The organism is Actinoplanes oblitus (assembly GCF_030252345.1).
Lineage (GTDB): Bacteria > Actinomycetota > Actinomycetes > Mycobacteriales > Micromonosporaceae > Actinoplanes > Actinoplanes oblitus.
In genome coordinates, this window is the sequence record NZ_CP126980.1 from 8265589 (window position 1) to 8289619 (window position 24031).

20 protein-coding genes are annotated in these 24031 nt (G+C 71.9%); 17 read left to right on the forward strand and 3 right to left on the reverse strand.

The annotated features are described in order from the left end of the window. Nucleotides 1-21: 21 nt before the first annotated feature. Complete coding sequence (gene bioB / locus Actob_RS36645) at nt 22-1017, forward strand: biotin synthase BioB (protein WP_284916540.1); 996 nt, start codon at nt 22-24, stop codon at nt 1015-1017. Then, on the forward strand, nt 1017-1193 hold the full coding sequence (bsaP, locus tag Actob_RS36650) for a biotin synthase auxiliary protein BsaP (RefSeq protein ID WP_284916542.1): 177 nt from the start codon (nt 1017-1019) through the stop codon (nt 1191-1193). Before bioB ends, bsaP begins: the two co-directional genes overlap by 1 nt. Nucleotides 1194-1245: 52 nt before the next feature. On the opposite strand, the gene Actob_RS36655 is transcribed toward bsaP, so the two are convergent. Next, nucleotides 1246-2289 carry a GNAT family N-acetyltransferase gene (locus Actob_RS36655; protein ID WP_284916544.1) on the reverse strand — a complete coding sequence of 348 codons (1044 nt, stop codon included), beginning with the start codon at nt 2287-2289 and terminating at the stop codon, nt 1246-1248. An 88-nt stretch (nt 2290-2377) separates the two neighbouring features. Further along, on the reverse strand, nt 2378-3088 hold the full coding sequence (locus tag Actob_RS36660) for an ACT domain-containing protein (protein ID WP_284916546.1): 711 nt from the start codon (nt 3086-3088) through the stop codon (nt 2378-2380). Between the two features lie 2155 nt (nt 3089-5243). On the opposite strand from Actob_RS36660, the gene Actob_RS36665 reads away from it, so the two are divergent. The 13 genes from Actob_RS36665 to Actob_RS36725 all read left to right on the forward strand — a co-directional run bounded on the left by Actob_RS36665 (nt 5244) and on the right by Actob_RS36725 (nt 20078). Next, nucleotides 5244-5948 carry a pyrimidine reductase family protein gene (locus tag Actob_RS36665; protein ID WP_407653736.1) on the forward strand — a complete coding sequence of 235 codons (705 nt, stop codon included), beginning with the start codon at nt 5244-5246 and terminating at the stop codon, nt 5946-5948. A 145-nt stretch (nt 5949-6093) separates the two neighbouring features. Continuing rightward, complete coding sequence (locus Actob_RS36670) at nt 6094-7881, forward strand: ATP-binding protein (protein ID WP_284916547.1); 1788 nt, start codon at nt 6094-6096, stop codon at nt 7879-7881. A 15-nt stretch (nt 7882-7896) separates the two neighbouring features. Beyond that, a complete protein-coding gene (locus Actob_RS36675) occupies nt 7897-9045 on the forward strand; it encodes an exonuclease SbcCD subunit D (RefSeq protein WP_284916548.1) in 1149 nt (382 codons plus the stop codon). Continuing rightward, nucleotides 9042-11540 (forward strand): AAA family ATPase, encoded by a 2499-nt coding sequence (locus tag Actob_RS36680; protein WP_284916549.1) that lies wholly within the window; start codon nt 9042-9044, stop codon nt 11538-11540. Before Actob_RS36675 ends, Actob_RS36680 begins: the two co-directional genes overlap by 4 nt. Beyond that, nucleotides 11537-12505: a hypothetical protein gene (locus tag Actob_RS36685; protein WP_284916550.1), complete on the forward strand. Its 969-nt coding sequence runs from the start codon at nt 11537-11539 to the stop codon at nt 12503-12505. Before Actob_RS36680 ends, Actob_RS36685 begins: the two co-directional genes overlap by 4 nt. A gap of 628 nt (nt 12506-13133) precedes the next feature. Beyond that, nucleotides 13134-13814, forward strand: coding sequence for a sigma-70 family RNA polymerase sigma factor (locus Actob_RS36690; RefSeq protein ID WP_284916552.1), 681 nt, complete (start codon nt 13134-13136; stop codon nt 13812-13814). Further along, nucleotides 13811-14581: an anti-sigma factor family protein gene (locus tag Actob_RS36695; RefSeq protein WP_284916553.1), complete on the forward strand. Its 771-nt coding sequence runs from the start codon at nt 13811-13813 to the stop codon at nt 14579-14581. Before Actob_RS36690 ends, Actob_RS36695 begins: the two co-directional genes overlap by 4 nt. A 224-nt stretch (nt 14582-14805) precedes the next feature. Next, complete coding sequence (locus Actob_RS36700; RefSeq protein WP_284916554.1) at nt 14806-15492, forward strand: hypothetical protein; 687 nt, start codon at nt 14806-14808, stop codon at nt 15490-15492. A gap of 11 nt (nt 15493-15503) precedes the next feature. Continuing rightward, nucleotides 15504-16268, forward strand: coding sequence for a DUF4142 domain-containing protein (locus tag Actob_RS36705; protein WP_328518401.1), 765 nt, complete (start codon nt 15504-15506; stop codon nt 16266-16268). 46 nt (nt 16269-16314) lie between these two features. Then, the gene (locus tag Actob_RS36710) at nt 16315-17511 is read left to right on the forward strand and encodes a Pecanex-like protein 1 (RefSeq protein WP_284916555.1); all 1197 of its coding nucleotides are present in this window, start codon (nt 16315-16317) and stop codon (nt 17509-17511) included. A gap of 292 nt (nt 17512-17803) precedes the next feature. Further along, the gene (locus Actob_RS36715; RefSeq protein WP_284922454.1) at nt 17804-18700 is read left to right on the forward strand and encodes a DNA-3-methyladenine glycosylase family protein; all 897 of its coding nucleotides are present in this window, start codon (nt 17804-17806) and stop codon (nt 18698-18700) included. Between the two features lie 78 nt (nt 18701-18778). Beyond that, nucleotides 18779-19678 (forward strand): diacylglycerol/lipid kinase family protein, encoded by a 900-nt coding sequence (locus tag Actob_RS36720; protein ID WP_284916556.1) that lies wholly within the window; start codon nt 18779-18781, stop codon nt 19676-19678. A gap of 178 nt (nt 19679-19856) precedes the next feature. Next, a complete protein-coding gene (locus Actob_RS36725) occupies nt 19857-20078 on the forward strand; it encodes a hypothetical protein (RefSeq protein WP_284916559.1) in 222 nt (73 codons plus the stop codon). A gap of 698 nt (nt 20079-20776) precedes the next feature. On the opposite strand, the gene Actob_RS36730 is transcribed toward Actob_RS36725, so the two are convergent. After that, nucleotides 20777-21883, reverse strand: coding sequence for an MBL fold metallo-hydrolase (locus Actob_RS36730; protein ID WP_284916560.1), 1107 nt, complete (start codon nt 21881-21883; stop codon nt 20777-20779). A 148-nt stretch (nt 21884-22031) separates the two neighbouring features. Between Actob_RS36730 and Actob_RS36735 the strand changes: the two genes are divergently transcribed. Both Actob_RS36735 and Actob_RS36740 read left to right on the forward strand, forming a co-directional pair. Continuing rightward, nucleotides 22032-22550 (forward strand): LURP-one-related/scramblase family protein, encoded by a 519-nt coding sequence (locus Actob_RS36735; protein ID WP_407653737.1) that lies wholly within the window; start codon nt 22032-22034, stop codon nt 22548-22550. 10 nt (nt 22551-22560) lie between these two features. Continuing rightward, the gene (locus Actob_RS36740; RefSeq protein ID WP_284916562.1) at nt 22561-24027 is read left to right on the forward strand and encodes a deoxyguanosinetriphosphate triphosphohydrolase family protein; all 1467 of its coding nucleotides are present in this window, start codon (nt 22561-22563) and stop codon (nt 24025-24027) included. The last annotated feature ends 4 nt before the right edge of the window (nt 24028-24031 follow it).

Here is a 24031-nt window from a genome sequence, read left to right on the forward strand (position 1 = left end):
GGAAGTCTGTAGGGTACGGACATGCCTCAGATCCTCGACCGGGCACGTGCCCGGGTTCTCGACGGCGGCGCCGGCCTCGATCAGGCCGAGATCCTCGAGATCCTGCGACTGCCCGACGAAGACCTGCCCGAGCTGCTGCAGCTCGCTCACGACGTACGGATGAAGTGGTGCGGCCCGGAGGTCGAGGTCGAGGGGATCGTCTCGCTCAAGACCGGCGGCTGCCCGGAGGACTGCCACTTCTGCTCCCAGTCCGGGCTGTTCGCGTCCCCGGTCCGTGCCGTCTGGCTGGACATCCCGTCCCTGGTGGAGGCGGCCAAGCAGACCGCCGCGACCGGCGCCACCGAGTTCTGCATCGTGGCCGCGGTGCGCGGTCCCGACCAGCGCCTGATGGACCAGATGCGGCAGGGCGTCAAAGCGATCAAGGAGGCGGTCGACATCCAGGTCGCCGCCAGCCTCGGCATGCTCACCCAGGAGCAGGTCGACGACCTCGTCGACATGGGCGTGCACCGCTACAACCACAATCTCGAGACCTGCCAGTCCTACTTCCCGAACGTGGTGACCACCCATTCGTGGGACGAGCGCTGGTCCACCCTGACGATGGTCCGCGAGTCCGGCATGGAGGTGTGCTGCGGCGGCATCCTCGGCATGGGCGAGACGATCGAGCAGCGCGCCGAGTTCGCCGCGCAGCTGGCCGAGCTCGACCCGCACGAGGTCCCGCTGAACTTCCTCAGCCCGCGGCCGGGCACCCCGTTCGCCGACCGGCCGGTGGTGGAGGGCAAGGACGCGCTGCGCGCGATCGCCGCCTTCCGGCTGGCCATGCCCAGGACCATCCTCCGGTACGCCGGTGGCCGCGAGCTCACGCTGGGTGACCTCGGCACCCGGGACGGGCTGCTGGGCGGCATCAACGCGATGATCGTCGGCAACTACCTGACCACGCTGGGCCGCCCCGCGACCGCCGACCTGGAACTGCTGCGGGATCTGAAGATGCCGATCAAGTCCCTGTCGGCGACGTTCTGATGTACTGCGACCGGTGCGGTGAGCCGGCCGCGACGGGTGATCACGCGGCGTGCGCGGCGGCCCGGCAGCTGGAGCCGCCGCGGTTCTGCCCGGACTGCCGCCGCCGGATGAAGGTGCAGGTGGTGCCGACCGGCTGGTCGGCCACCTGCGTCGAGCACGGCGAACGCCGGGGCTGACCCTGGGGGCGGCGGGCCTGAACCAGAACCCGCCGCCACCCCTCTCACCCGATCACCCCGAGGTGGCGGGAGCCTCGTCGCCGACCGGCTGTGCGGTGGCCGGCAGGGTCACGCTGACCAGCGCGCCGTCGCGCTCCAGCGGGCCGTGGCCGAGGCGGCGCAGGGTGCGCAGCATCGCCACGTTGTCAGCGCCGGTGTGCGCCACCAGGGCGGCGAAACCGGCCCGCTCGGCGTGGGCGCGCAGGCGGCGGAGCAGGGCGGTGCCCAGGCCGCGCCGCTGCCAGCCGTCCTCCACCAGCACCGCCACCTCGCCCAGGTCGCCCTCGGCGCACAGGCTGGCCATCGCCACCGCCCGGCCGGTCGGCGTGACGGCGAGCAGTGTCACCCCGCCGGCCGGCTCGAGCAGGCGGCGCAGCCGGGACTCGCCGGGCGCCACGCCCAGGTAACGCCGGCGCAGGGTGGCCGCGGAACAGTGGTCGTGCAGCTCGCGCACGGCCGGCAGATCGTCGGCGCCGGCCGGGCGGACGGTCACCTCGGCGCCGTCCGGCAGCATCAGGGTCACCGTCTCCCGCTGGTGACGGGAGACGCCGGCGGCGAGCTCGACCAGGGCCTGCGCCCGCGCGAACTCGGCCGGGGTGAACGCGGGCAGGGCCCGGAGCACCTCGTAGGACCCGCCGGCCGGGTCGGTCAGGGTCATCCGGCCGCCGTGCACGCCGGGCGGCTCGGCCGACAGCCGCGGGCGCCAGCGCACGTCGGTCGCGTCGAGCAGGGCGACCAGCGACTCGCCCAGCGCGTCCGGCTCGTGCACCAGGCGGCCGGCCAGGACCAGCGCGCGGGTGGGCTGGTCGGCCAGACCCTGCGCCTCGGCACGGGCCACGAACGCGTCCCGCCCGCGCCCCTTGGTCACCGCGGCCAGCAGGTCGGCCTCGGTCATCGCCTCCGGCGCGTCGACCAGGAAGTCGTCCACCGCACCGGCCTCGGTGGTGTGCACCTGCACGGCGAGGATGTTGACGGATTTCAGGGCGAGACTCGCGGTCAGCACGGACAGGTAGCCGGGGCGGTCGTCGACCGTGGCCCGGACACGCCACAGAGCCATGCGGGACACTCCTTTCGCTCTGCTTCCAGAGTGCCCCGCCGTTGTTGCCGCGGTATTGCCTGAGCTGCTATTTCCCGGGTTAGGACGGTCACACCTGGGCGATCGTGGCAGGCGTCACGGCGTCCAGCCGGTCACCCAGGATCACCGCGGCCGCGCGCACCAGCTGGGCCACCCGGTCCACCTCGGTGACGTGGAAGGCGGCGGCCGGCAGGTCGTCCTCGTCGGTCCGGGCGACCAGCAGCACCAGCCCACCCCTGCCGAACGGGGCCACCGCGTACCGCGCGCCACCCGGATCGGCGAACGGGCGCGCCCGCAGCGGCGTGACCTCGGGCAGGCGCAACGGCGACGGGGCACGCCAGCTCGCGTAGGCCACCCGCGGCTCGTTGCCGACCCCGTTCGCGCCGTTCCGCGCGGCCCAGTCGGCCGAGACCACCGCGGCGGCCGCCCAGTCGGCGGCGAGCAGCCCCGGCACCGCGTCGACCAGGGTGGCCAGCCCGTCCGCCGGGTTCGCCGCGACCTGGGCGAGCAGCTCGGCGTCGTACCCGCCGTTGACCGGCGCGCCGATCGCCTTCCACACCCCGTCGACCTGCACCCCGGGGATCGCGGCCAGCCCGGCGAGGAGCCGCTCCACGCGGGCCGCGCCCGGCCACACGACAGTGAAGTCGTCGACCGCCCGCCCACCGAGCCGCTCCAGCACCACGACCTGCACGATGTCGGCCCCGGCCACACCGAGCGTGCGCGCGACCTGGCCGAGAGCGCCGGGACGGTCCGGCAGGGTGACTCGAACCCGCAGCAACATGGAACTCCTCCCGTCGCGGACGGCCGGTGCCGGCGCCCTTGGGTGAACACCCTGCCCATCCGGCGTTTCCGACCCGTTGCGCGGCCGTGTCCCGACCGTCAAGCCGAGCAAGATATGCCGTAAGTCACAACTCACGGTAGGCAGATGAGGCTCCGGGATTCCCGCCCGCTGTCGGGTGTCGGACACTGGGCGCGGGGGCTGGGCGGGCGGCTCAAGCAGGGTTCGGCTTTGGCTTGGGGGCTGCTTTCCGGTTACGTCGGGGGCTTCGGCGGGCCGGCAGTCACTCCTTCGACTCGCCGGCCGAGCCCCACAACCCGACCGAGCCCAGCCCACAACCCGGCCAAGCCCAGCTCACAACCCGGCCGAGCTCAGTCCACAACAGCGCAGGCCCCGCCCACCCAGGGGGCAGCCCGCCTAAGACCAGTGTCCGAGAAAAACGCAAGATCGCCAGCGAGGCTGTGGACAACCCGCCGATGTGCATTCCCTCCTGAGGGAGATCGTCGAGCGCCTCGTCACCGTTGGCCGAGGTCCGCTGGTCGCCGCCACGGCCACCGGTCCACATCGCCGATGATCGCGACCAATGCGGATGCACCGCCGGTTACGGTCCGTGGTCACTTTTCCCGGTACGCCCGCAACGCCCACATCCGCCTGATCAGCCCACCCTCAAGATCAGTCCCGGCTGGCAGTGGCGGTGGTGTCGGGGGAGCTGACACCACCGTGAGCACCAGCCGCGAGACCTCGGCTGGCCGTCACGGTGCTATCCGGGGAACTGACACCACCGTGAGCACCAGCCACCAGACCTCGGCTGGCCATCACGGTGGTATCCGGGGAACTGACACCACCGTGAGCACCAGCCGCGAGACCTCGGCTGGCCGTCACGGTGCTATCCGGGGAACTGACACCACCGTGAGCACCAGCCACCAGACCTCGGCTGGCCGTCACGGTGCTATCCGGGGAACTGACACCACCGTGAGCACCAGCCACCAGACCTCGGCTGGCCGTCACGGTGCTATCCGGGGAACTGACACCACCGTGAGCACCAGCCACCAGACCTCGGCTGGCCATCACGGTGCTATCCGGGGAACTGACACCACCGTGAGCACCAGCCACCAGACCTCGGCTGGCCATCACGGTGCTATCCGGGGAACTGACACCACCGTGAGCACCAGCCACCAGACCTCGGCTGGCCATCACGGTGCTATCCGGGGAACTGACACCACCGTGAGCACCAGCCACCAGACCTCGGCTGGCCATCACGGTGCTATCCGGGGAACTGACACCACCGTGAGCACCAGCCACCAGACCTCGGCTGGCCATCACGGTGGTATCCGGGGAACTGACACCACCGTGAGCGCCAGCTGTGGTTTGTGGCTTGCGCTGGTCGGGACCGGTGTTGCCCTAGGCATCCCGCGGACCGCGACCCGGGTCGGGGACCGTGGGTGGCTACGAACCGCTGGCGGCTACGAACCGCTGGCGGCCACGGACCGCTGGCGACCGCGGACCGCTGGCGGTTACGGACCGCTGGCGGCGGCCGCGACGGTGACCAACAGCCCCCGGGCCTGGCATCCCCCACCGTGACCAGCCACGGACCGCAAGGGTGGAATCGGCGGACGAAGGCCGGGACGGCGGGACGCGGCGACGGCGAAGGCGCCAAGACAGCGGGGGCGACGAAACAGCGGGAGGCGACAAGAGGGCGGGAGGGGACGAGACAGCGGGAGAGCGAGACAGCGGGGGACGAAACAGCGGGAGGCGACAAGGCAGCGGGAGTGCAAGACAGTCGAGGGAGCGAGACGGCGGAGGGGACGAGACAGCGGGAGGGCAAGACAGTCGAGGGAGCGAGACGGCGGAGGGGACGAGACAGCGGGAGAGCGAGACAGCCGAGGGGGCGAGACGGTGGAGGGGCGAGACGGTGGAGGGTGGCTGGCGGCGGGACCTGGACGCAGCCGACGGCTCCGGGACGGGTGCGCTGGGCGTACCGGAAATCGGCGGTCCGGGGTGGAAGCGGGCCGTGCGTGCCGCCGTGGGCCTAAAGTCGAGGGATGATCTGCGAGCCTTGCCGGGAGCGGCGGCACGACGAGTGCAAGGGCGGATCGTGGTGCGACTGCCAGCACCGCGAGCCCGAGCCCGTCCCGCCGGTGACCGGGCCTCCCGGGCCGTGATCCCGCTGCCGGAGGACCGCGACGGCCTGGTCGCCGCCTATCCGCGGCAGGACCGGCCGGTTCTGCGGGCCAACTTCATCGCCAGCGCCGACGGCGCGGTCTCGGTCGACGGCCTCTCGGCGGGGTTGCAGGGGCCGGGTGACAAGGAGGTCTTCGACACGCTGCGGATGGTCTGCGACGGGCTGATCGTGGCGGCCGGCACGGTGCGCGCCGAGCGCTACGACGCGCTGCGGCTGACCGCTTCCGATCGGGCCTGGCGGCGGGCTCGGGGGCTGCCGGAGTTCCCGCTCATGGTGATCGTCTCGGGGTCGCTGGACCTGGACCCGGCTCAGCTGATCTTCTCGGACGCGCCGATCCGGCCGATCGTGCTGACCCACCGGGCCGCGCCGGTCTCCCCGATCGCCGAGGTGGCCGAGGTGATAGCGGTCGGCGACGAGCGGGTCGACCTGGCCGCCGGGGTGCGGCTGCTGCACGAGCGCGGGGCCACCCAGCTGCTCTGCGAGGGCGGGCCGGCGCTGCTCGGCTCGATGATCGCGGCGGATCTGGTCGACGAGTTGTGCCTGACCGTGGCGCCGCTGCTGATCGGTGGCCGCGCGGGCCGGATCGCGACCGGGCCGCCGGCGCCGCCGGTGTCGATGTCGCTGCGGCACGCCCTGGTCCGCGACGACATGCTTTTCCTTCGGTACGCCCGGCGCCGCTGATCCGTGCCCATCGCCGCAGGCATCAGGCGCGCCTCCGTCGATTGATCCAGATCTTGTGCATAACTCTGTGGATGGACACCAGAAGTTGTGGAAAACCCGAACGGGTGGCCCACCGGCGGGCAATTTGTCGTACCCCTGAGGCACCATGATCGGCGTGTCTGACGAAGCTGAGCCCGTCCGCGGCGGAAACCCGAAGGCCAACCCGGACCTGGATCCGGTCGGCCGGGTCCTCGGTACCGCCGACGCCACCCCGCTGCAGTTCTGGACGGCCGTCGCCCCGGGCAGCTACCTGCAGCTCGACGACGTCGTGGTGACCCAGCGCGAGCTGCCGGACCGCGAGCCGGTGACGATCGCCGGGGTGGTCACCCAGGTCCGGGCGCGGCACGAGGGCGCGCAGTTCGACTCGGACGTGTTCGCCATCGCCGACGGCACGCTGCCGGCCATGGTCCAGGAGGCGGCCGAGGTCACCACCACCCGCGTCGACCCGGAGCTCTACGTGCCGCCGGCGCCGGGCGCGGTCGTGCACCGGGCCTCCGGCGAGGACCGCGACGCCGCCCTGCACTTCGACCGGATGGAGCGCCGGGTGCCGATGGGCACCGGCCGCGACGGCGTCCCGGTGTTCCTGAACGCGGACTTTCTCGACGGCACCCGCGGCGCCCACGTCTCGATCTCCGGCATCTCCGGGGTGGCCACCAAGACCAGCTTCGCCACGTTCCTGCTCTACTCGGTGTTCCGCTCCGGGCAGCTGGGCGCCGACGGGGCGAACGCACGGGCGCTGATCTTCAACGTCAAGGGCGAGGACCTGCTCTTCCTGGACCACCCGAACACCAAACTGGACGAGCGGACCCGGGCGTACTACAAGCTGCTCGACCTGCCGGACAGCCCGTTCACCGACGTCCGGGTCTACGCGCCGCCCCGCCCCGGCGACCCGTCCGGCGCGCCCGACGTGAGCGGCCGGCTGACCGGGGTCGACGCGTTCTACTGGACGCTCGACGAGTTCTGCTCGGGCAAGCTGCTGCCTTATGTGTTCGCCGACGCCGACGACGAGCGCCAGCAGTACACCATGGTGGTCCACTCGGTGACCGCCCATCTGCACCGGTTCGCGGTGCCGGCCGAGGGCGGGATCAGCATCGACGGGCGGCGCATCGGGTCGTACGGCGACCTGGTCGACCACATCGTCGACCAGCTGACCGACGACGAGACCCGGTCGATCTGGGCCGGCAGCGCGATCAACATGGGCACGGTGAACGCGTTCGCCCGCCGGCTGATCGGCAGCAAGCGCGACCTGTCCCGGCTGATCCGCGGGGACCTGGCGCAGCGCCGCCCGCACCAGATCAAGACCGCGGACAGCGCCCAGGTCACCGTCGTCGACCTGCACAACCTGCCGGACCGGGCGCAGCGGTTCGTGGTCGGCGTGACGCTCAAGAGCGAGTTCGAGGAGAAGGAGAAGTCCGGCACCGGCCGCCCGCTGCTCTTCGTGGTCCTCGACGAGCTGAACAAGTACGCGCCGCGCGAGGGCTCCTCCCCGATCAAGGAGGTGCTGCTGGACATCGCCGAGCGGGGCCGTTCGCTGGGCGTGATCCTGATCGGCGCCCAGCAGACCGCCAGCGAGGTGGAGCGGCGGATCGTGACGAACTCGGCGATCCGGGTGGTCGGCCGGCTCGACCCGGCCGAGGCGTCCCGGCCGGAGTACGGCTTCCTGCCGCCGGCGATGCGACAGCGGGCGCTGCTGGCCCGGCCGGGCACGATGTTCGTCAACCAGCCGGACATCCCGGTCCCGCTCTGCGTGGAGTTCCCGTTCCCGGCCTGGGCCACCCGCAAGTCGGAGTCGGGCCCGCCGCCGGCCGAGTCGCTGCGCTCGATCGTGCAGTCCGCCGACCCGTTCGCCGTGATCGGCGGGCGGCCCGGTGGCGACGACGACATCCCGTTCTAGGTCTAAGGTTCTGCGATGCGCATCCTGCACACCTCCGACTGGCACGTCGGCAAGGTTCTCAAGGGCCGCGACCGGCGTGACGAGCACCGCCGGGTGCTCGCCCAGGTGATCGAGATCGCCCAGGCGGAGAAACCCGACCTGGTGATCGTCGCCGGTGACCTCTACGACACCGCGGCGCCGACGGCGGAGTCGACGAAGCTGGTCACCCGGGCGCTGTCCGCCCTGCGGCGCACCGGCGCGCGGGTGGTGGCGATCGGCGGCAACCACGACAACGGCCAGGCCCTGGACGCGCTGCGGCCCTGGGCCGACGCGGCCGGCATCGAGTTGCGCGGCTCCTTCGACAACCCGGCGGACCTGCTCATCGAGGGGACGACCGAGGGGGGCGAGCGCTGGCGGCTGGTCGCCCTGCCGTTCCTGTCGCAGCGGTACGCGGTCCGCGCCGTCGAGATGTACGACCTGACCGAGGCCGAGTCGAATCAGACGTATGCCGACCTGATCGCCCGGTTGCTCGGCAAGCTGAGCGAGCCGTTCGCCGAGCCCGGCGTGATCAACCTGATCACCTCGCACCTGACCATGGTCGGGGCGAGCACCGGCGGCGGCGAGCGGGAGGCGCACACGATCATGGGCTACGCGGTGCCGTCCACGGTCTTCCCGCAGAACACCCACTACGTCGCGCTCGGCCACCTGCACCGGTCGCAACGGGTGATCGGCCCCTGCCCGGTGCGGTACTGCGGTAGCCCGCTGGCGATCGACTTCGGCGAGGAGGAGAACGTCTGCTCGGTGGCGATCGTCGAGGTCGGGGTGGACAAGGCGGCCCAGGTCCGGGACGTGCCGGTGACCTCGGCGCTGACCCTGCGGACGGTCCGCGGCACCCTCGAGCAGCTCGCCACGGTGAACCTTCCGGAGGCCTGGCTGCGTGTCCTGGTGCGCGAGGCGCCCCGCCCCGGCCTGCGCGAGGACGTGCAGGAGCTCCTGCCGAACGCCTTGGAGGTCCGCATCGACCCGGACATGCTGCCGGACCGCGCCGGTGCCCGGTCGGCGGAACGCGCCGGTCGCTCCCCGCGCGAGCTCTTCGGCGACTACCTGGACAGCCGCGGCAACGCCGAGGAGGGCGTGCGCGAACTCTTCGACGAGCTGTACGACGAGGTGAGCAGCGACAAATGAGGCCCATTCGGCTGGACATGTCCGGTTTCACGGTGTTCCGTGAGCAGACCACTGTCGACTTCACCGACGCTGATTACTTCGCCCTGGTCGGCCCGACCGGCTCGGGCAAGTCGACGGTGCTCGACGCCATCTGCTTCGCGCTCTACGGCCAGGTCCCGCGCTGGGGCGGCGCCCGGGGCATCGGCAACGCGCTCGCCCCGTCCGCCGCCGAGGCCCGGGTCCGCCTGGTCTTCGAGTCGGCCGGCGACCGCTACGTCGCGACCCGGGTGGTCCGGCGCGACGGGCGGGGCAACGTCAAGACCTCCGGCGCCGGCCTGCAGCTGATGCCGCCCGGCTTCGACGTGACCAAGCTCGACACCGGCATGGACCTCGAGGACCTCGGTGAGGTGCTGGCCGGCGTCCCCGCCGAGATGGACGCCGCGGTGCTGCACGCGGTCGGCTTGCCTTACGAACAGTTCACCAGCTGCGTGGTGCTGCCGCAGGGCCAGTTCGCCGACTTCCTGCACGCCAAGCCGGCCACCCGGCAGCAGATCCTGGTCAACCTGCTGGGCCTGCACGTCTACGAGGAGGTGCAGGTCAAGGCGGCCGAGCGGGGCAAGGCGGCGGAGGCCAAGCTGACCGTCGTCGACCAGGCGCTGGCCGCGCTGGAGGACGCCACCGACGAGGCGGTCGCGGAGGCCGCCGGGCACCTGGCCCGGATGCGCGAGCTGACCGCCGCGGTGGAGGCCGCGATGCCGGGGCTGCGCGCGGCCCGGGCGGCCGAGGACGCCGCGCGGGACACCCGGGACACCCTCGACGCGGAGCTGCGGCTGCTGGCGTCCGTGCGTACCCCGGCCAACCTGGCCGAGGCGACCACCGCGATCGCCGCGGCCCGGACCGCCGCGACCGAGGCGGCCGAGGCGGTGCACGAGGCCGAGGAGGCCGAGGAGAAGGTCCGCGGCGAGCTGACCGCGGCCGGCGACGCCGGGTCGCTGCGGCTGGCCCTGGACCGGCACACCGAGCTGGAGCGGCTCATCGAGCAGGAGGGCTGGTTCGCCGGCAAGGTGTCGGTCGCCGAGGTGGAGTGCCGGGACGCGCGCGCCTCGGCCGACCTGGCCGAGTCCGAGCACATCGGCGCCCAGCAGTTGCTGGAGCAGGCCCGGCAGGACTACCGCGACGCCCAGCAGCGCGACCGGGCCGTCGCGCTGCGCGGGCACCTGACCCCCGGGGACGACTGCCCGGTCTGCGAACAGCCGGTCACCGTGGTGCCGGAGGTGCCGCGCGAGTCGGCGGTGCGCCTGGCCGAGGCGGCCGGGGCGGCCGCCCGGCAGGCCGCCGAGCAGGCCACCGCCCGCTGGCAGGAGCGCGACGCGGTGGCCCGCAACCTCGAGTCCGACCTGGAGCGCAAGCGCGGGCAGTACGAGCACCACCTCACCCGGCTCGCCGAGGTGCGCAAAGCCGTGCAGGGGCTGCCCGGGGTGGCCGCGATCCAGCAGCAGCTCGCCGAGTTCGGCCGGCTGCAGGGCCGGCTGGAGGACGCCACCGCGGCGGTCCGCACGGCCCGCGATCGGCTGCGGTCCGCCCAGACCGCGGTCCGCGCCGCCGAGGAGCAGCAGCGCACCGCGTGGCGCCGGTTCGACGAGGTACGCGACGGCGTGGCCCGGTTCGTGCCGCCGCCCGCCGACCGGGACGACCTGGCCGGCGCCTGGCGGACCCTGGTCGAGTGGGCCCGGGCCGAGCACGCCGCCCGCTCCACGGCCCGCACCGAGGCGGACGCCACCGTCGACGCCGCGCACGACGCCACGGCCGCCGCCCGCTCGGCGATCATGGCGCTGTTCACCGACGCCGGGGTCCAGCCGCCGGCCACCACGCCGGCCGACGCCGAGGCCACCCTGATCCGGGCCGCCGCGGTGACCGCCGAGCGGGCCGAGGCGGCCTGGCAGCGCCTGGTCGAGCGGCTCGCGCAGGCTCGCGAGATGCAGGACCAGCGGATGGCCCTGCAGCAGGCCGGCCGGGTGGCGAAATCGCTGGCCGGGCACCTGCGGGCGAACAACTTCGAGCGCTGGCTGCTGGAGGAGGCGCTGGACCTGCTGGTCGACGGCGCCTCCCGGATCCTGCGCGAGCTCACCGGCGGGCAGTACGAGCTGATGCACGACAAGGGCGAGTTCTTCGTGATCGACCATCACGACGCGGGACTGCGCCGGGGCGTGCGCACGCTCTCCGGCGGCGAGACGTTCCAGGCGTCGCTGGCCCTCGCGCTCGCCCTCTCCGAGCAGCTGGCCGGGATGAGCACCACGGCGGCCAGCCTGGAGTCGATCGTGCTGGACGAGGGCTTCGGCACGCTGGACGCGGCCACCCTCGACGTGGTCGCCGCCACGCTGGAGAATCTGGCCGCCCGCGGTGACCGGATGGTCGGACTGGTCACCCACGTGCACGCGCTCGCCGAGCGGGTGCCGGTGCGGTTCGAGGTGCGCAAGGACGCCCGGACCGCGCACGTCGAGAGGGTCGGCCTGTGACACGGATGTTCGTCGACGCGTGGGATCCGGCGTACGGCGCCTCGTTCGAGGGCGGCGACGGGGCGGGACCGGCCTCGCCCAGCAGCGCGCAGGTGGACGTCGACGTGGAGGTGCCGGCCGCCGAGTGGGCGCCGGTCGACGTGCCGCGCGGCGCCCGGCCGCCGGACGTGGTGTTCCTGGTCGACGGGGTGCGCCGCAACGACGCCCAGATCTGGACCGCCGAGGACGACGGGACCACGTTCGCCGGGCTGGCCGCCTCGTTCGCGGCCGGCGTGGTGCGGTGCGACCTGGCGCACGGCGCGGCCGAGCTGGTCGCGGCCCGGGTCGGCCGGGGGCTGTTCACCGCGAGCCCGTCGGTCGCCGGCGTGCAGGCCGGCTCGGTGCACTACGAGATCCACCGGATCGCGGGCACCGGCGAGGCGAGCAAGCTGCAGGCCGCCGTGCAGGGCCCGCTCACCGCGCTGGAGATCGACATCTCGGCGGAGGCGCGGACCGGCGGCTCGGACGGCGCCGACCTGCTGATCGTGGACGGGCCGCTGCGGGACCGGCGGCAGCTGCCGCGCACCATCGGATACATCAAGACTCAGCAGAGCCGCTATCTGCCCGCCGCCCAGGAGGCGATAGTGCCCCGGCTGCGGGCCGGCCAGCGGACCCCGGTCTTCCATCTGGGCACCCGCTGGGGCGGCTGGTCGTGGTACCTGCGACTGCCGAACGGGACCGGCGCGCCGTGGTCCGGGATCGTCCGGGTGGAGTGCTCGCCGGAGCTGAGCGTCGAGCAGGCGATCGAGCTGGCCGGGCTGTCCGGGGCGACGCTGCCGCGGTTCGCGTCGGCGTCGTACAAGGATCCGCGGGCCCCGCAGAACCTGGTGCCGATCGCCGGGCTGGAGCGGCGGCTGCGCGGGATGCTCGGCGATTCGCGGGTGCTGCACCGGGCGCTGGCACTGGCGTCGGCGCGCTCCCGCTGACGCCGTCGGCGCCGGCCGCTCTCACATCCTCCGCGGGTTTCCCATTTGCCGGGATGTCCGACCGCATTCCGGTACCCGATCGCGAATTCGGCGGAGGCGGTCGAAGCGCTTGCGTCACAGGTCCGGACCATCGCGCACAAGATCCGTGGCGACGGGTCACCGCATCGTGTGGTAAACAATTGCTTACCGGATCGGCATGCGCCCCATCAGCAAGATCAAGAATTGGGAGCGCTCCCCACCGGGTGTCGCCCGAAAGAGTCCGAGAGATATTCGGGCATCCCCCGAACGGTTCGGTGAGCCGGTCATTCACCGCGCAATACTCGGCCGCCGACACCGAGCGGAATGGATCGCTCACGGAGCGAGATCACGCTCTCCTGGGTTGGGCGAAATTATTTCCAGAGCCGTGTCTCGACACCTGGGCGACTGAGTATCATTCCGCCTTACCTGGCGTCCGAATCGGCGCAGATCAATCCCCCCATGATCCGCGACCGGCACGCCGTCACGATCGTCACCACAGCGGAGGACCCTTGAGACCGAGTGTCCCGGAAAATCTCGCGCCGGCTTTGATCCCGGCCGGGCCCCCCAGCCGTATCTCAGGCGACGGGGAAAGGTCCGGGCGGAGGTATCGATGCATGCGGTGGCCGAGAAGCGGCTCACGCCGGAGAGGGTGCGTGTGATGGCGCGACACTCCGGAAACAGGTGGCAGGCACTCGACGGAGGCCGTGGTGCGCAGGATGACGGTTCGGTGATCCCCCGCCAGTCGGCCCGGCACGAGGCGCCGGCCAGCAAGGGCCCGAGCCACGAGGACACGCTGGTCAAGCTGCTCTACGAAGAGCACGCCGGACCGTTGCTGATGTTCGTGCTCCGGCTCACCGGCGGCGACCGGCAGCGGGCCGAGGACATCGTGCAGGAGACCCTGCTGCGGGCCTGGCGCAACGCGCACCGGCTCGGCGCCCAGGGCCAGCAGTCGCTGCGCCCGTGGCTGGTCACGGTGGCCCGGCGGATCGCCATCGACGAGCACCGCAGCGCCAACGCGCGGCCCGCCGAGACGTACGACCGGGAGCTGGAGAGCTTCCCGACCACCTCGGACGAGACCGACCGGGTCCTGCAGTCCATGACGGTGTCGGACGCGCTCCGCCAGTTGAGCCACTCGCACCGGGAGATCCTGATCGAGACGTACTTCCGGGGCCGTACGGTGCCCGAGGCGGCCGAGGTCCTCAACCTTCCGTTGGGTACCGCCAAGTCCCGGGTGTACTACGCTCTGCGTGCGCTGCGTACCGCTCTGCAGCAGCGGGGGGTGACGGAATGACACAGGAAGAGCACTACGACGTCGCGTCGTACGCCCTGGGCGTGCTCGACGCCCACGACGCCGCCCGGTTCGAGGACCACCTGATCGAGTGCCCGCAGTGCGCCCTCGAGCTGGAGTCCTTCGTCCAGGTGGCGGACGCGCTCGCCGACGTCGACGCGGAGGCGCTGATCGCCGCGGAGAAGTCCGAGAAGGACGGCGTCCTGCTGAACAAGATGTTCCGCGAGGTGAAGGTGGAGCGGCAGCGGGCCAACAGCCGCCGGCTCTACTCGCTCGCCGCCGCCGTGGTCATCTTCGCGATGCTGTCCATCGGCGCGCTCTTCGCCGGCGGCAAGTGGCTCGGCCCGGACTCCGGCACCCGGAACCCGGGCACCACCGCCAGCGACAAGCTCGACCCGTTGCCGGACAGCGACGGCGTCGGCATCGGCGGTGACCCGCTGCCCGGGCAGAACTACAACGGCACCGACTCCCGGACCGGCGTGGCCACCGTGGTCGGCCTGGAGAAAAAGGACTGGGGCACGCAGATCTCGTTCGCGGTCTCCAACATCAAGGGCCCGAAGACCTGCGGTCTGGTCCTGGTGCACACCGACGGCACCTCGGAACGGGTGGCCACCTGGACGATCGGCGAGAAGGGCTGGGGAACCGCCACCAACCCGTCGCCGCTGCTGCTGCAGGCGGTGACCGGCACCCCGCGTGAGGACATCGCCCACGTGCAGGTGCAGGAGCTGACCGCGAGCGGGACCGGGGAGACGCTGATCAGCGTTCCGTAATCGACCGAACACGAATAGGGCCCAGCCGACCCCGGCTGGGCCCTTTTTCGCTGCTTGGGCCTTTCCTATACGCATCCGGCCACGAGCAGGGTTCAAACAAAAATTCCCCAATTTGATCGAGCCGAATGTTCAACCGCCGCCGCCCGCGTCCCGTACTACTGCGCGGAAATGGTAGAGGTATCGATCAGCTGGAGGACCCAGTGGTACCGGAGAAGCGCAAGTTGATGGTCGCCGTTGCGGCGCTGGCTGCGATGGTCGCCCTGCCCGGCTGCGCTCCGGCCGGATACAACGCGGCCGACTACGGCAACGCGGCTGAGCCCGCCGCGGCCGACGTGGCGGTCACCCCGGGCGCCGCGGCGACCGACGGGGCGGTCGACCCGAACGCCGCGGACCCCACGGCCGAGTCGACGGCACCCGCCGACCCGGGCGACGGTGACGCCGCCGAGGTCGGCGACGACCGGCTGACCAAGTCGCTCACCGGCGCCTCGGTGGCCCGGATGGGCAAGGTCGTGGAGGACCAGAACGGCTTCGTGCTCTACCGGTTCGACAACGACGGTGACGACCCGGCCAAGTCGAACTGCAACGGCGACTGCGCCAAGGTCTGGCCGCCGGCCCTGACCAACGACGGCAAGCCGACGCTCAAGGGCGTGAACCAGAAGCTGGTCGGCACGGTGACCCGGGCGGACGGTACCAAGCAGCTCACCCTCAAGGGCTGGCCGCTCTACCGCTACGTCGGTGACAAGAAGCCGGGCCAGTGGAAGGGCCAGAACGTCAACGGCAAGTGGTTCGTGATCACCCCGACCGGCACCAAGAACCTCACCTGCCTGCCCAAGGTCTCCAAGCCGGTCGCGCCGCCCGCTGACGACGCCGGCGGCGCCGCGGGTGACTCCGGTGACGACTACAGCTACTGAGGAAACGGCACATGACGAAGATGAAGTCCTGGCTGATGGGCGCCGCGGCCGTCACGTTGGCCTTCATGCTGACGCCGGCCGGCGCCGCACGGGCCGACGACGCGGTACCGGTGCCCCCGAACACCGGGCTCACCGACACGGCGCGGGGCACCGTCAGCGCCGCTGACGCCGACTTCGTGATCAAGGTGCGGCTGGCCGGCCTCTGGGAGATCCCGGCCGGCAACATGGCCCAGGAGAAGTCGGACGACCCGAACATCGTCAAGATCGGAAAGTCGATCGCGGCGCAGCACGTGTCGCTCGACAGCCTGGACCGGCAGGCCGCCAAGAAGCTCGGTATCGACCTGCCCAACAAGCCCAACGGCGACCAGCTGGGCTGGCTGAACGAGATGAAGAACGCCGAGGGGAAGCAGTTCGACCAGATCTTCGTCGACCGGCTGCGGGCCGCGCACGGCAAGATCTTCCCGGCCATCGGCACCATCCGGGCGACCACCCGCAACGACACCGTCCGGAAGCTCGCCCAGCAGGCCAACCAGTTCGTCATGACGCACATGACCCTGCTGGAGAGCAGCGGCATCGTCGATTACGCGGCACTGCCCACCGCCGCGGCGCCGGCCACCGGCCAGAAGGGCCCGGTGCCGATCGACAACCAGATGATCGCCGCCGCCAGCAACGGCGGCGGAGTGCCGGGTCTCAGCAACACAGTAATTCTGCTCGTCCTTGCCGCCGCGCTGGTGATCGGCGTGATCACCACCATGCGGATCTTCCGCGCGCGGTAGCCCCGAGAGACATCGCCCCGAACGGCGACGAAGAAAGGTGTCACCCATGCGAAGGTCCAAGTACCGGCGCGCCAGTAACCCCACGTGGTTCAGCGGGCGTCGCCGGATCATCGCCGTGGCGGCCACGCTCGCGGCGTTCGGCGGCATCGTGACGGTCACCCAGATTTCCAGCGCCAGCACCAACAACAACACCGGCGACAACACCAAGGCGGCGCTGGCGGCCTGCGACAACCTGCGGGCCGGCGGTCAGACCAGGCTGTCCACGAACACCCGGCGCGGCACGTACACCACCAACAACGGCACCGTCACCCAGCACCCGGACGACGGGGCCGGGGACGTGGCGACCACCGAGCAGGTGCGCGCCCGCTGCCGGGACTGGGTGATGAACAACGTCGCCAACACGCAGAACCAGACCACCCGGCGCCGCGACCGGGGCAGCGGCTGGAACAACAACACCGGCGGTGGCGGCAACAACACCGGCGGGAACAACAACAACGGCGGTGGCGCGAGCAACGCCCCCGCCACCGGCGACGCTTCCCAGGGTGCCTCCGCTCCCGCTTCCACCGAGCCGACTCAGGGCCAGAACAACGGTGGGAACAACGGCGGCAACAACGGCGGCAACAACGGCGGGAACAACAACGGCGGAAACAACAACGGCGGTGGCGCGAACACCCCGCCCAGCACCGCCCCGCCCGGCGCCGGCCTCGGCATCCTGACCAACAGCTGCGCCACCAGCAACCTGCCGGCGCACGACGGTTTCCAGAAGGGCGACCGGTGCGTCTCCACCGAGTTCGGTGAGGTCGGCTCGGCGGCGAACAACCCGTCGCTGCTGATCACCGGCGCGCCCCGCCAGGTCAACCGGAACCAGGCCTTCACCCTGCAGGTCAGCACCCGCAACCTGATCCGCGACCGGTTCCTCGCGGCCGGCCAGGGCGGTTACTACGTGGAGTCCAGCGTCCTGCAGAACGGCCTGGTCCGCGGCCACTTCCACACCGCGTGCCGGATGCTGGCCAACACCAACGAGGCGCCGACCCCGGAAGGCGTCCCGGCGTTCTTCGTGGCCACCGAGGACAGCAAGGGCGGCCGCACCCCGGACACGGTGACCATCCAGGTCCCGGGACTGCCGCAGTCCGGGCTCGCGCAGTGCGCGTCGTGGGCCGGTGACGGCTCACACCGCATCCCGATGATGGAGCGCGCCAACCAGACCCCGGCCTTCGACGTGGTCCGGATCCGGGTGCGCTGACCCTGTAGAACCACGCTCGCGGAGCACAGTCGCCCGGCGGACCCGAACCGGAGAGGCACATTCCCACGGTGCCTTTCCGGGACCCCCCTTCGGGTCCGCCGGCTCGTCCTTTCCCCTGCCGGACGAGAACAGCGACTGCCCGGCCTCCACCCGGGGCGCCGCTCCGCAACCGGGTGATCGATCCGATCACCGTCCGATGGCCCTGACCCCCGCACCGGGGACAGGGCCATCGGCTTGTCCGGGCTCGTCAAAGCCGCCGGGACATGGCACAGTTTCTCCGGTGACCGCCGAGGTGAGCCGCCGTCTGACACCGCCGGAGCGGTATCAGTTCGCCGCCTCGGTGCGGTCGCTGCTGGTGCCGAAACACGACCCGTGCGGCCTGCTGCGCGACGGCGAGCTGTGGCTCGCGGTCCGTTCCCCCGCCGGCCCGGCGACCCTGCACCTGGCCCGGGTGGCCGGCGAGCTGGTCGCCACCGGGCACGGCGCCGGCGCGGACTGGGTGGTCGAGCGGGCCGACGCGATCGCCGGACTGCGCGACGACCTGCGGGGTTTCACCGAGCTGGCCCGGCGCCATCCGCTGGTCGCCCGGCTGGCCACGACCTTCTCCGGGGTACGCATGCCGGCCACCGGCCAGGTGTTCCACCGGCTGCTGCGGGCGATCCTGGAGCAGAAGGTGACGGGTACCGAGGCGCACCGGTCGTACCGGAAGATCTGCCGTCACCTCGGCGAACCCGCACCCGGGCCGGTCGCCCTGGTCCTGCCGCCCGATCCGGCCGCCGTGGCGGCCCGGCCCTACTGGGAGTTCCATCCGCTCGGCGTCGAGCAGCGGCGCACCCAGGCGTTGCTGCGTGCCGCGCAGGCCGCCGCGCGGCTCGCCGAGTGCGCCGACTCGGCCGAGGCCACCCGGCGGATGACGGCGCTGCCCGGGATCGGGCCGTGGGCCGCGGCCGAGGTGGTGCGGACCGCTTTCGGCGACCCGGACGCGGTGAGCGTCGGCGACTTCCACATTCCCAACACCGTCGCGTACGCCCTGGCCGGCGAGCCCCGTGGCACCGACGACCGGATGCTGGAGCTGCTCGAACCGTTCCGTGGCCACCGCGGCCGGGTCTGCGACCTGCTCGCCATGGGCGGGGTGACGGCCCCGCGGTACGGGCCGCGGATGCCGGTGCGCTCCTTCGCCCGGTTCTGACGTTAGTCGATCTTCATAATCGGGCATCAGCCGGTCACCGGTGGTTGGAAGAGCTCCGGTTCGGGTAACGGCGGCGACATGCGAACCCCCCGCAAAATCGCCGTCGTTGCCCACCAGAAGAAGACTCTCGGTGGCGGGCTGGACGAGCTGCGCCGCCGCCTCACCGACCACGACATCAAGGACCTTTTCTGGTACGAGGTACCGAAGAGCCGCAAAGCGCCCGGCAAGGTCCGGCAGGCGCTCGCCGAGAAGCCGGACCTGCTCGTGGTCTGGGGCGGTGACGGGATGGTCCAGCGCACCCTGGACGTGGTCGCCGGAAAACCCGTCCCGGTCGCGATCATGCCGGCCGGCACCGGCAACCTGCTCGCCGGCAACCTCGGCATCCCGACCGACCTGGAGCAGGCCGTCGAGATCGCCTTCACCGGCGCCCGGCGGCGGCTCGACCTGGGCAAACTGGGCGGCGAGCACTTCGCTGTGATGGCCGGCGTCGGCTTCGACGGCGCGATGATCAAGGATGCCGACGGTGCGCTGAAGGATCGGCTGGGCAAGCTCGCCTACGTCTGGACCGGCATCCGGCACGTCGACGGCGAGGCCCCGCGTACGAAGATCAAGGTGGACGGCGTCCCCTGGTTCGACGACGAGGCCAGCTGCGTGCTGATCGGCAACGTCGGGACGATCACCGGCGGCGTCCGGGCCTTCGACGACGCGGCGCCCGACGACGGCTGGCTGGACGTCGGGGTGGCGACCGCCCAGGGCGCGCTGCAGTGGGCCCGGGCGCTGGGCACGATGGCCGTGAAGCGGTCGGACAGCTCCCCGTTCGTCCGGACCACCCGGGCCCGGAAGGTCTCGGTCAAGCTGGAGTCGAAGCTGGAGTACGAGCTCGACGGCGGGGCCCGGACCCGGACCAAGAGCTTCCAGGCGTCGGTCGTGCCCGGCGCGGTGGAGGTCTGCGTTCCGCGATCCGACGGCGCGGCCTGAGGGGCCGCACCGGGCCCATCGGTCCGACGCTTCGAGTGACCGATAGGCGACAGGAGACTTCGTCGCCATCCGTCCCGCACCGCGCGGTTATTGCCCGGATAGGCCCCGGAATCCTCTGGATTGACCATGGTTGCGGCACCCAGACTGGCGGTTCACCCATCGACACGGGAGGTCCGCCATGTCCCCACAGCTCATCGGTGCCGCGCTGGCCGTCGCCGCGGTCCCGGCCATCGCCTACCGCCTCGGCCGCACTCACGCGGCCTGGCAGGACGTCCGCTCCTCGAGGCGCTCGTTCCGCCGCGACCGCCGCACGGCCTGGTCGCACACCGCCCGATTAGCCGTCGGCGCCGTCCTGGTCCTGCTGAGCCTTACTGTCGCCGCTTTCGATCTGGCCCGCTGAGCCGTTTGGGGATCCCGGTATGCCGGCACCCGGCCGGGGTTACCGCATCCGGCCGGGTTGCCGCACCCGATCGGGTTGGTGCACCCGGCCGGGTTGCCGCACCCGGCCGGGTTGCCGCACCCGATCGGGTTGGTGCGCCGGGCCCGGGGTTGATGCGCCCGGCTTGGGTTGGTGCGCCGCGGCCGGCTGTCCGCGATCAATGTTGCCTGAACTCGCTGTGCCGCGCTCACAGCCCGCGCTCACAGCCCGCGCTCACAGCCCGCCCTCCCAGGGGGATCCCCCTTGAGCAGTGTGGCGGATCTGGGGAGTCGCGGCGGGGCGGGCTGTGGACAACGCGGTGCTGTGGACGATGCAGCGGTCTGGACGACGCGGCTCCAGCGACAACGCGACGTCGTGGGCAACGCAATGCCGTCGACCACGGCTCCGTGGACAACGCGGCACCCTCAACAACACGAAACCGTCAACAACACCGGCACCGTCAACAACACGAGACCGTCAACAACACGACGCCGCCCACAACACAACGCCGCCGACAACACTCTTCCAGTGACCCCCCACGGACCGTGCGGGCAGCGGCGATCGCTGTGGACACGCAGCGGCCAGATCGCCGCTCCCGGCCCGGGACCATGCGATCCGCACCCCGGCGGACGCACGTGAATGCGGATCGTGACCTTGACCGCTCGACGGCACGGAGATCCTCAGGCGATCTGCTGCCACCAGCCGTCCACCGGGGGCGGGTTGTCGACGTCGACGCGTTCGCCGGGGCGCGGGATGGCCAGGCGGACGCCGCGGGCCTTGGCTTCGCGCCAGGTGCGGTCGGCCGGCTCGGACCAGTCGTGCAGGGCCAGGTTGAAGGTGGCCCAGTGGACCGGGATCATGAGGCCGCCGCGGACGTCGGCGTGGACCGCCACGCCGTCCTCCGGGAACATGTGGATGTCGGGCCAGGCGTCGCCGTAGGCGCCGACCTGGACCAGTGTGACGTCGAACGGGCCGTGTTCCGCGCCGATCTCGGCGAAGCCGGGGAAGTAACCGGTGTCGCCGGAGTAGAACGCCTTCCGGGTCGACCCCTTGATCACCCAGCTGGCCCAGAGGGTCTCGTCGCGGTTGAGGCCGCGGCCGGAGAAGTGCCGGGCCGGGGTGGCGATCAGCTCCAGGCCGCCGATCTTGTGGGACTCGTGCCAGTCCAGCTCGACGATGCGGGACTCGGGGACGCCCCAGCGCTCCAGGTGCGCGCCCACGCCGAGCGGCACCAGGAACGGGGCGGCCTGCAGGTCGACGAGGTTCTGGATGCTGACCATGTCGAGGTGGTCGTAGTGGTCGTGGGAGATCACGATGGCGTCCAGCGGGGGCAGCTCGCGCAGCGGGACCGGGGGCTCGTGCAGGCGGCGCGGGCCGGTGAGCCGGGACGGGGAGCAGCGGTCGCTCCAGACCGGGTCGAGCAGGACGCGGCGGCCCTCGATCTCCACCAGCGCGGACGAGTGGCCGTACCACGTCACGTGCAGGCCGTCGGTGGTGGCGGCGGCCGGGGCCGGGGTGACGACCGGGACCGGCAGGTGCGGGCGGCGCGCGTCGCGGTCGGTCATCGCGGCGACGAACAGCCGGGGCATGGACGCCGCGGCGACCTCGGTGGCCGGCACGGTGTTGCGGAACTTGCCGCCGGAGAACTGTGGGGAGGCCTCCATCCGGGCCCGGCGCGCACCGCGCGCCTTCGCGCCGATCTGCGCGGGGAGGTCGCGAGCGGCCCAGACCGCCGCCGCGCCGAGTGCCAGAGCCACTGCCGTACGGGTAGGAAGACGCTTCGCCATGCGCCCAGTCTGACCTGATCGGGCCGTCCGCGCCCACCGCCTCCCTGAGCCGGTGCTCAGCAAGTGAGCGATATGACACACTGCCGCGGTGACGATCGAGATTCTTCAGGCTCAGCAACAGCTCATCGTGCGTCAGCGCGTGCGTTTGATGGTCAATCAGTACGAGGTCCACGCCGCCACGCCGGACGGCCAGGAGGCCGGCCTGCTCGCCTTCGCCCAGCAGAAGCGGCTGGCGTTCAAGGAGCAGGTGACCCTCTACACCGACGACACCAAGCAGGTACCGGTGCTGGGCTTCAAGGCCCGTCAGGTGATCGACCTGGGTGCCACCTACGACGTGACCGACGCGGTCGGCGCCCCGATCGGCCTGTTCCGCAAGAAGTTCGGCGCCTCGCTGCTGCGTTCCACCTGGGTGCTGGAGCAGCCGGGCTACGCCGAGCTGGTCGGTCAGGAGCGGAACCTGTTCGTGGCGCTGTGCCGCCGGTTCGTGGACTACCTGTCCTGGCTGCCGTACCACTTCGACTTCGAGATCAACGGACACGTCGGGTTCTCGGTGGAGCGCAAGTGGGGCTTCCGGGACACCTACCGGGTCACCATCCACGACCCCAACCTGGACCGCCGCCTGGTGATCGCGATGGCGGTGGCGCTGGACGCGCTGCAGGCCCGGTAATTTGCTCCACATGGACGATCCACGTGCCCTGCGACTCTTCGGCGACAGCACGGTAGCCCCGGGCGACCTCGCTCTCAGCCCGTTCCGCGTCGACCGGGACCGGATCGTCAGCTCACCCTTCTTCGCCCGCCTCGCCGGGGTCACCCAGGTGATCAGCCCCGGCGGGGCCGGCCTGCTGGTGCACAACCGGCTGACCCACAGTCTCAAGGTGGCCCAGGTGGCCCGGGCGATCGCCGAGCGGACCCAGGCCCGGGACGCCGACCTGGCGGAGAAGCTGGGCGGCTGCGACCCGGACGTGGTGGAGGCCGCCGCGCTCGCCCACGACCTGGGGCACCCGCCGTTCGGGCACCTCGGTGAGCGGGTGCTGGACCGGCTGGCCCGGCAGCGGCTCGGGCTGCGGGACGGGTTCGAGGGGAACGCGCAGTCGTACCGGATCGTCACCAGCACCGAGATCCGCGGGCAGGCCACCATCGGGCTGAACCTGACCAACGCCACCCGGGCGGCGATCCTGAAGTACCCGTGGACCCGGCACGGGCATCCGGAGCCGCACCCGCGGTTCATGGATCCGCCGCCGCGCGGGGCGGCGCCGCACGCCGACGATCCGGACGGCGGGTCGGCGAAGTTCTCCGCGTACTCCACCGAGATCAACGACGTGCGGGCGGCGCGGGCGCCGTTCGCCGGGCGGGTCGCCGACTGGCAGCAGACCGTCGAGGCCTCGGTGATGGACACCGCCGACGACATCGCCTACGCGATCCACGACCTGGAGGACGTGCACCGGGTCGGGGTGCTGCAGCAGGGTGCGGTCGCCACCGAGCTGATGGCCTGGCAGCGGTGGGGCACCGCGACCGATCTGAAACGGTCCGGCGGCGCCATCGAGTCGCTGCGGCGCAGCCTGCACCGCAAGGAGGGCTGGATCGCCGACGACGACGCCTTCGCCGACGCGGTCGAGCTGGTCCGGGCCGAGCTGGTGGACGGGTTGCTGGCGCAGCCGTTCGACGGCTCGGTGGCGGCCGAGGCGCGGGTCGCGGCGTTCTCGGCGACCTGGACCCAGCGGCTGGTCGACTCGGTGGTGCTGACCGAGCAGGCGGCGGTCCGCAGCGGGCACGCGCAGCTGTCCGTGGCGCAGTGGCACGAGGTGCAGGTCCTCAAGTTCGTGCAGAACCGGTTCGTGCTGGCCCGGCCGGATCTGGCGCTGCACCAGCGTGGGCAGGCCCGGTTGCTGGCCTCGCTGGTGGAGGCGCTGCTGGCCTGGCTGACCGACCCGGACGAGGAGAACCGGCTGCCGCGCCGGCTGCGCGACCTGGTCGAGCTGGCCGAGGCCGAGCTGCCCGAGGGCACCCCGGAGCGGATCGGCCGGGCCCGCGGGCGCGCGGTGATCGACTTCGTGGCCGGGCTGACGGACGGGCAGGCGGTCGGCCTGATGGAGGCGCTCTCCGGCCGGTCCCGGCAGCTCTGGACGGACGCGTTCGTCCTCTAGGCGC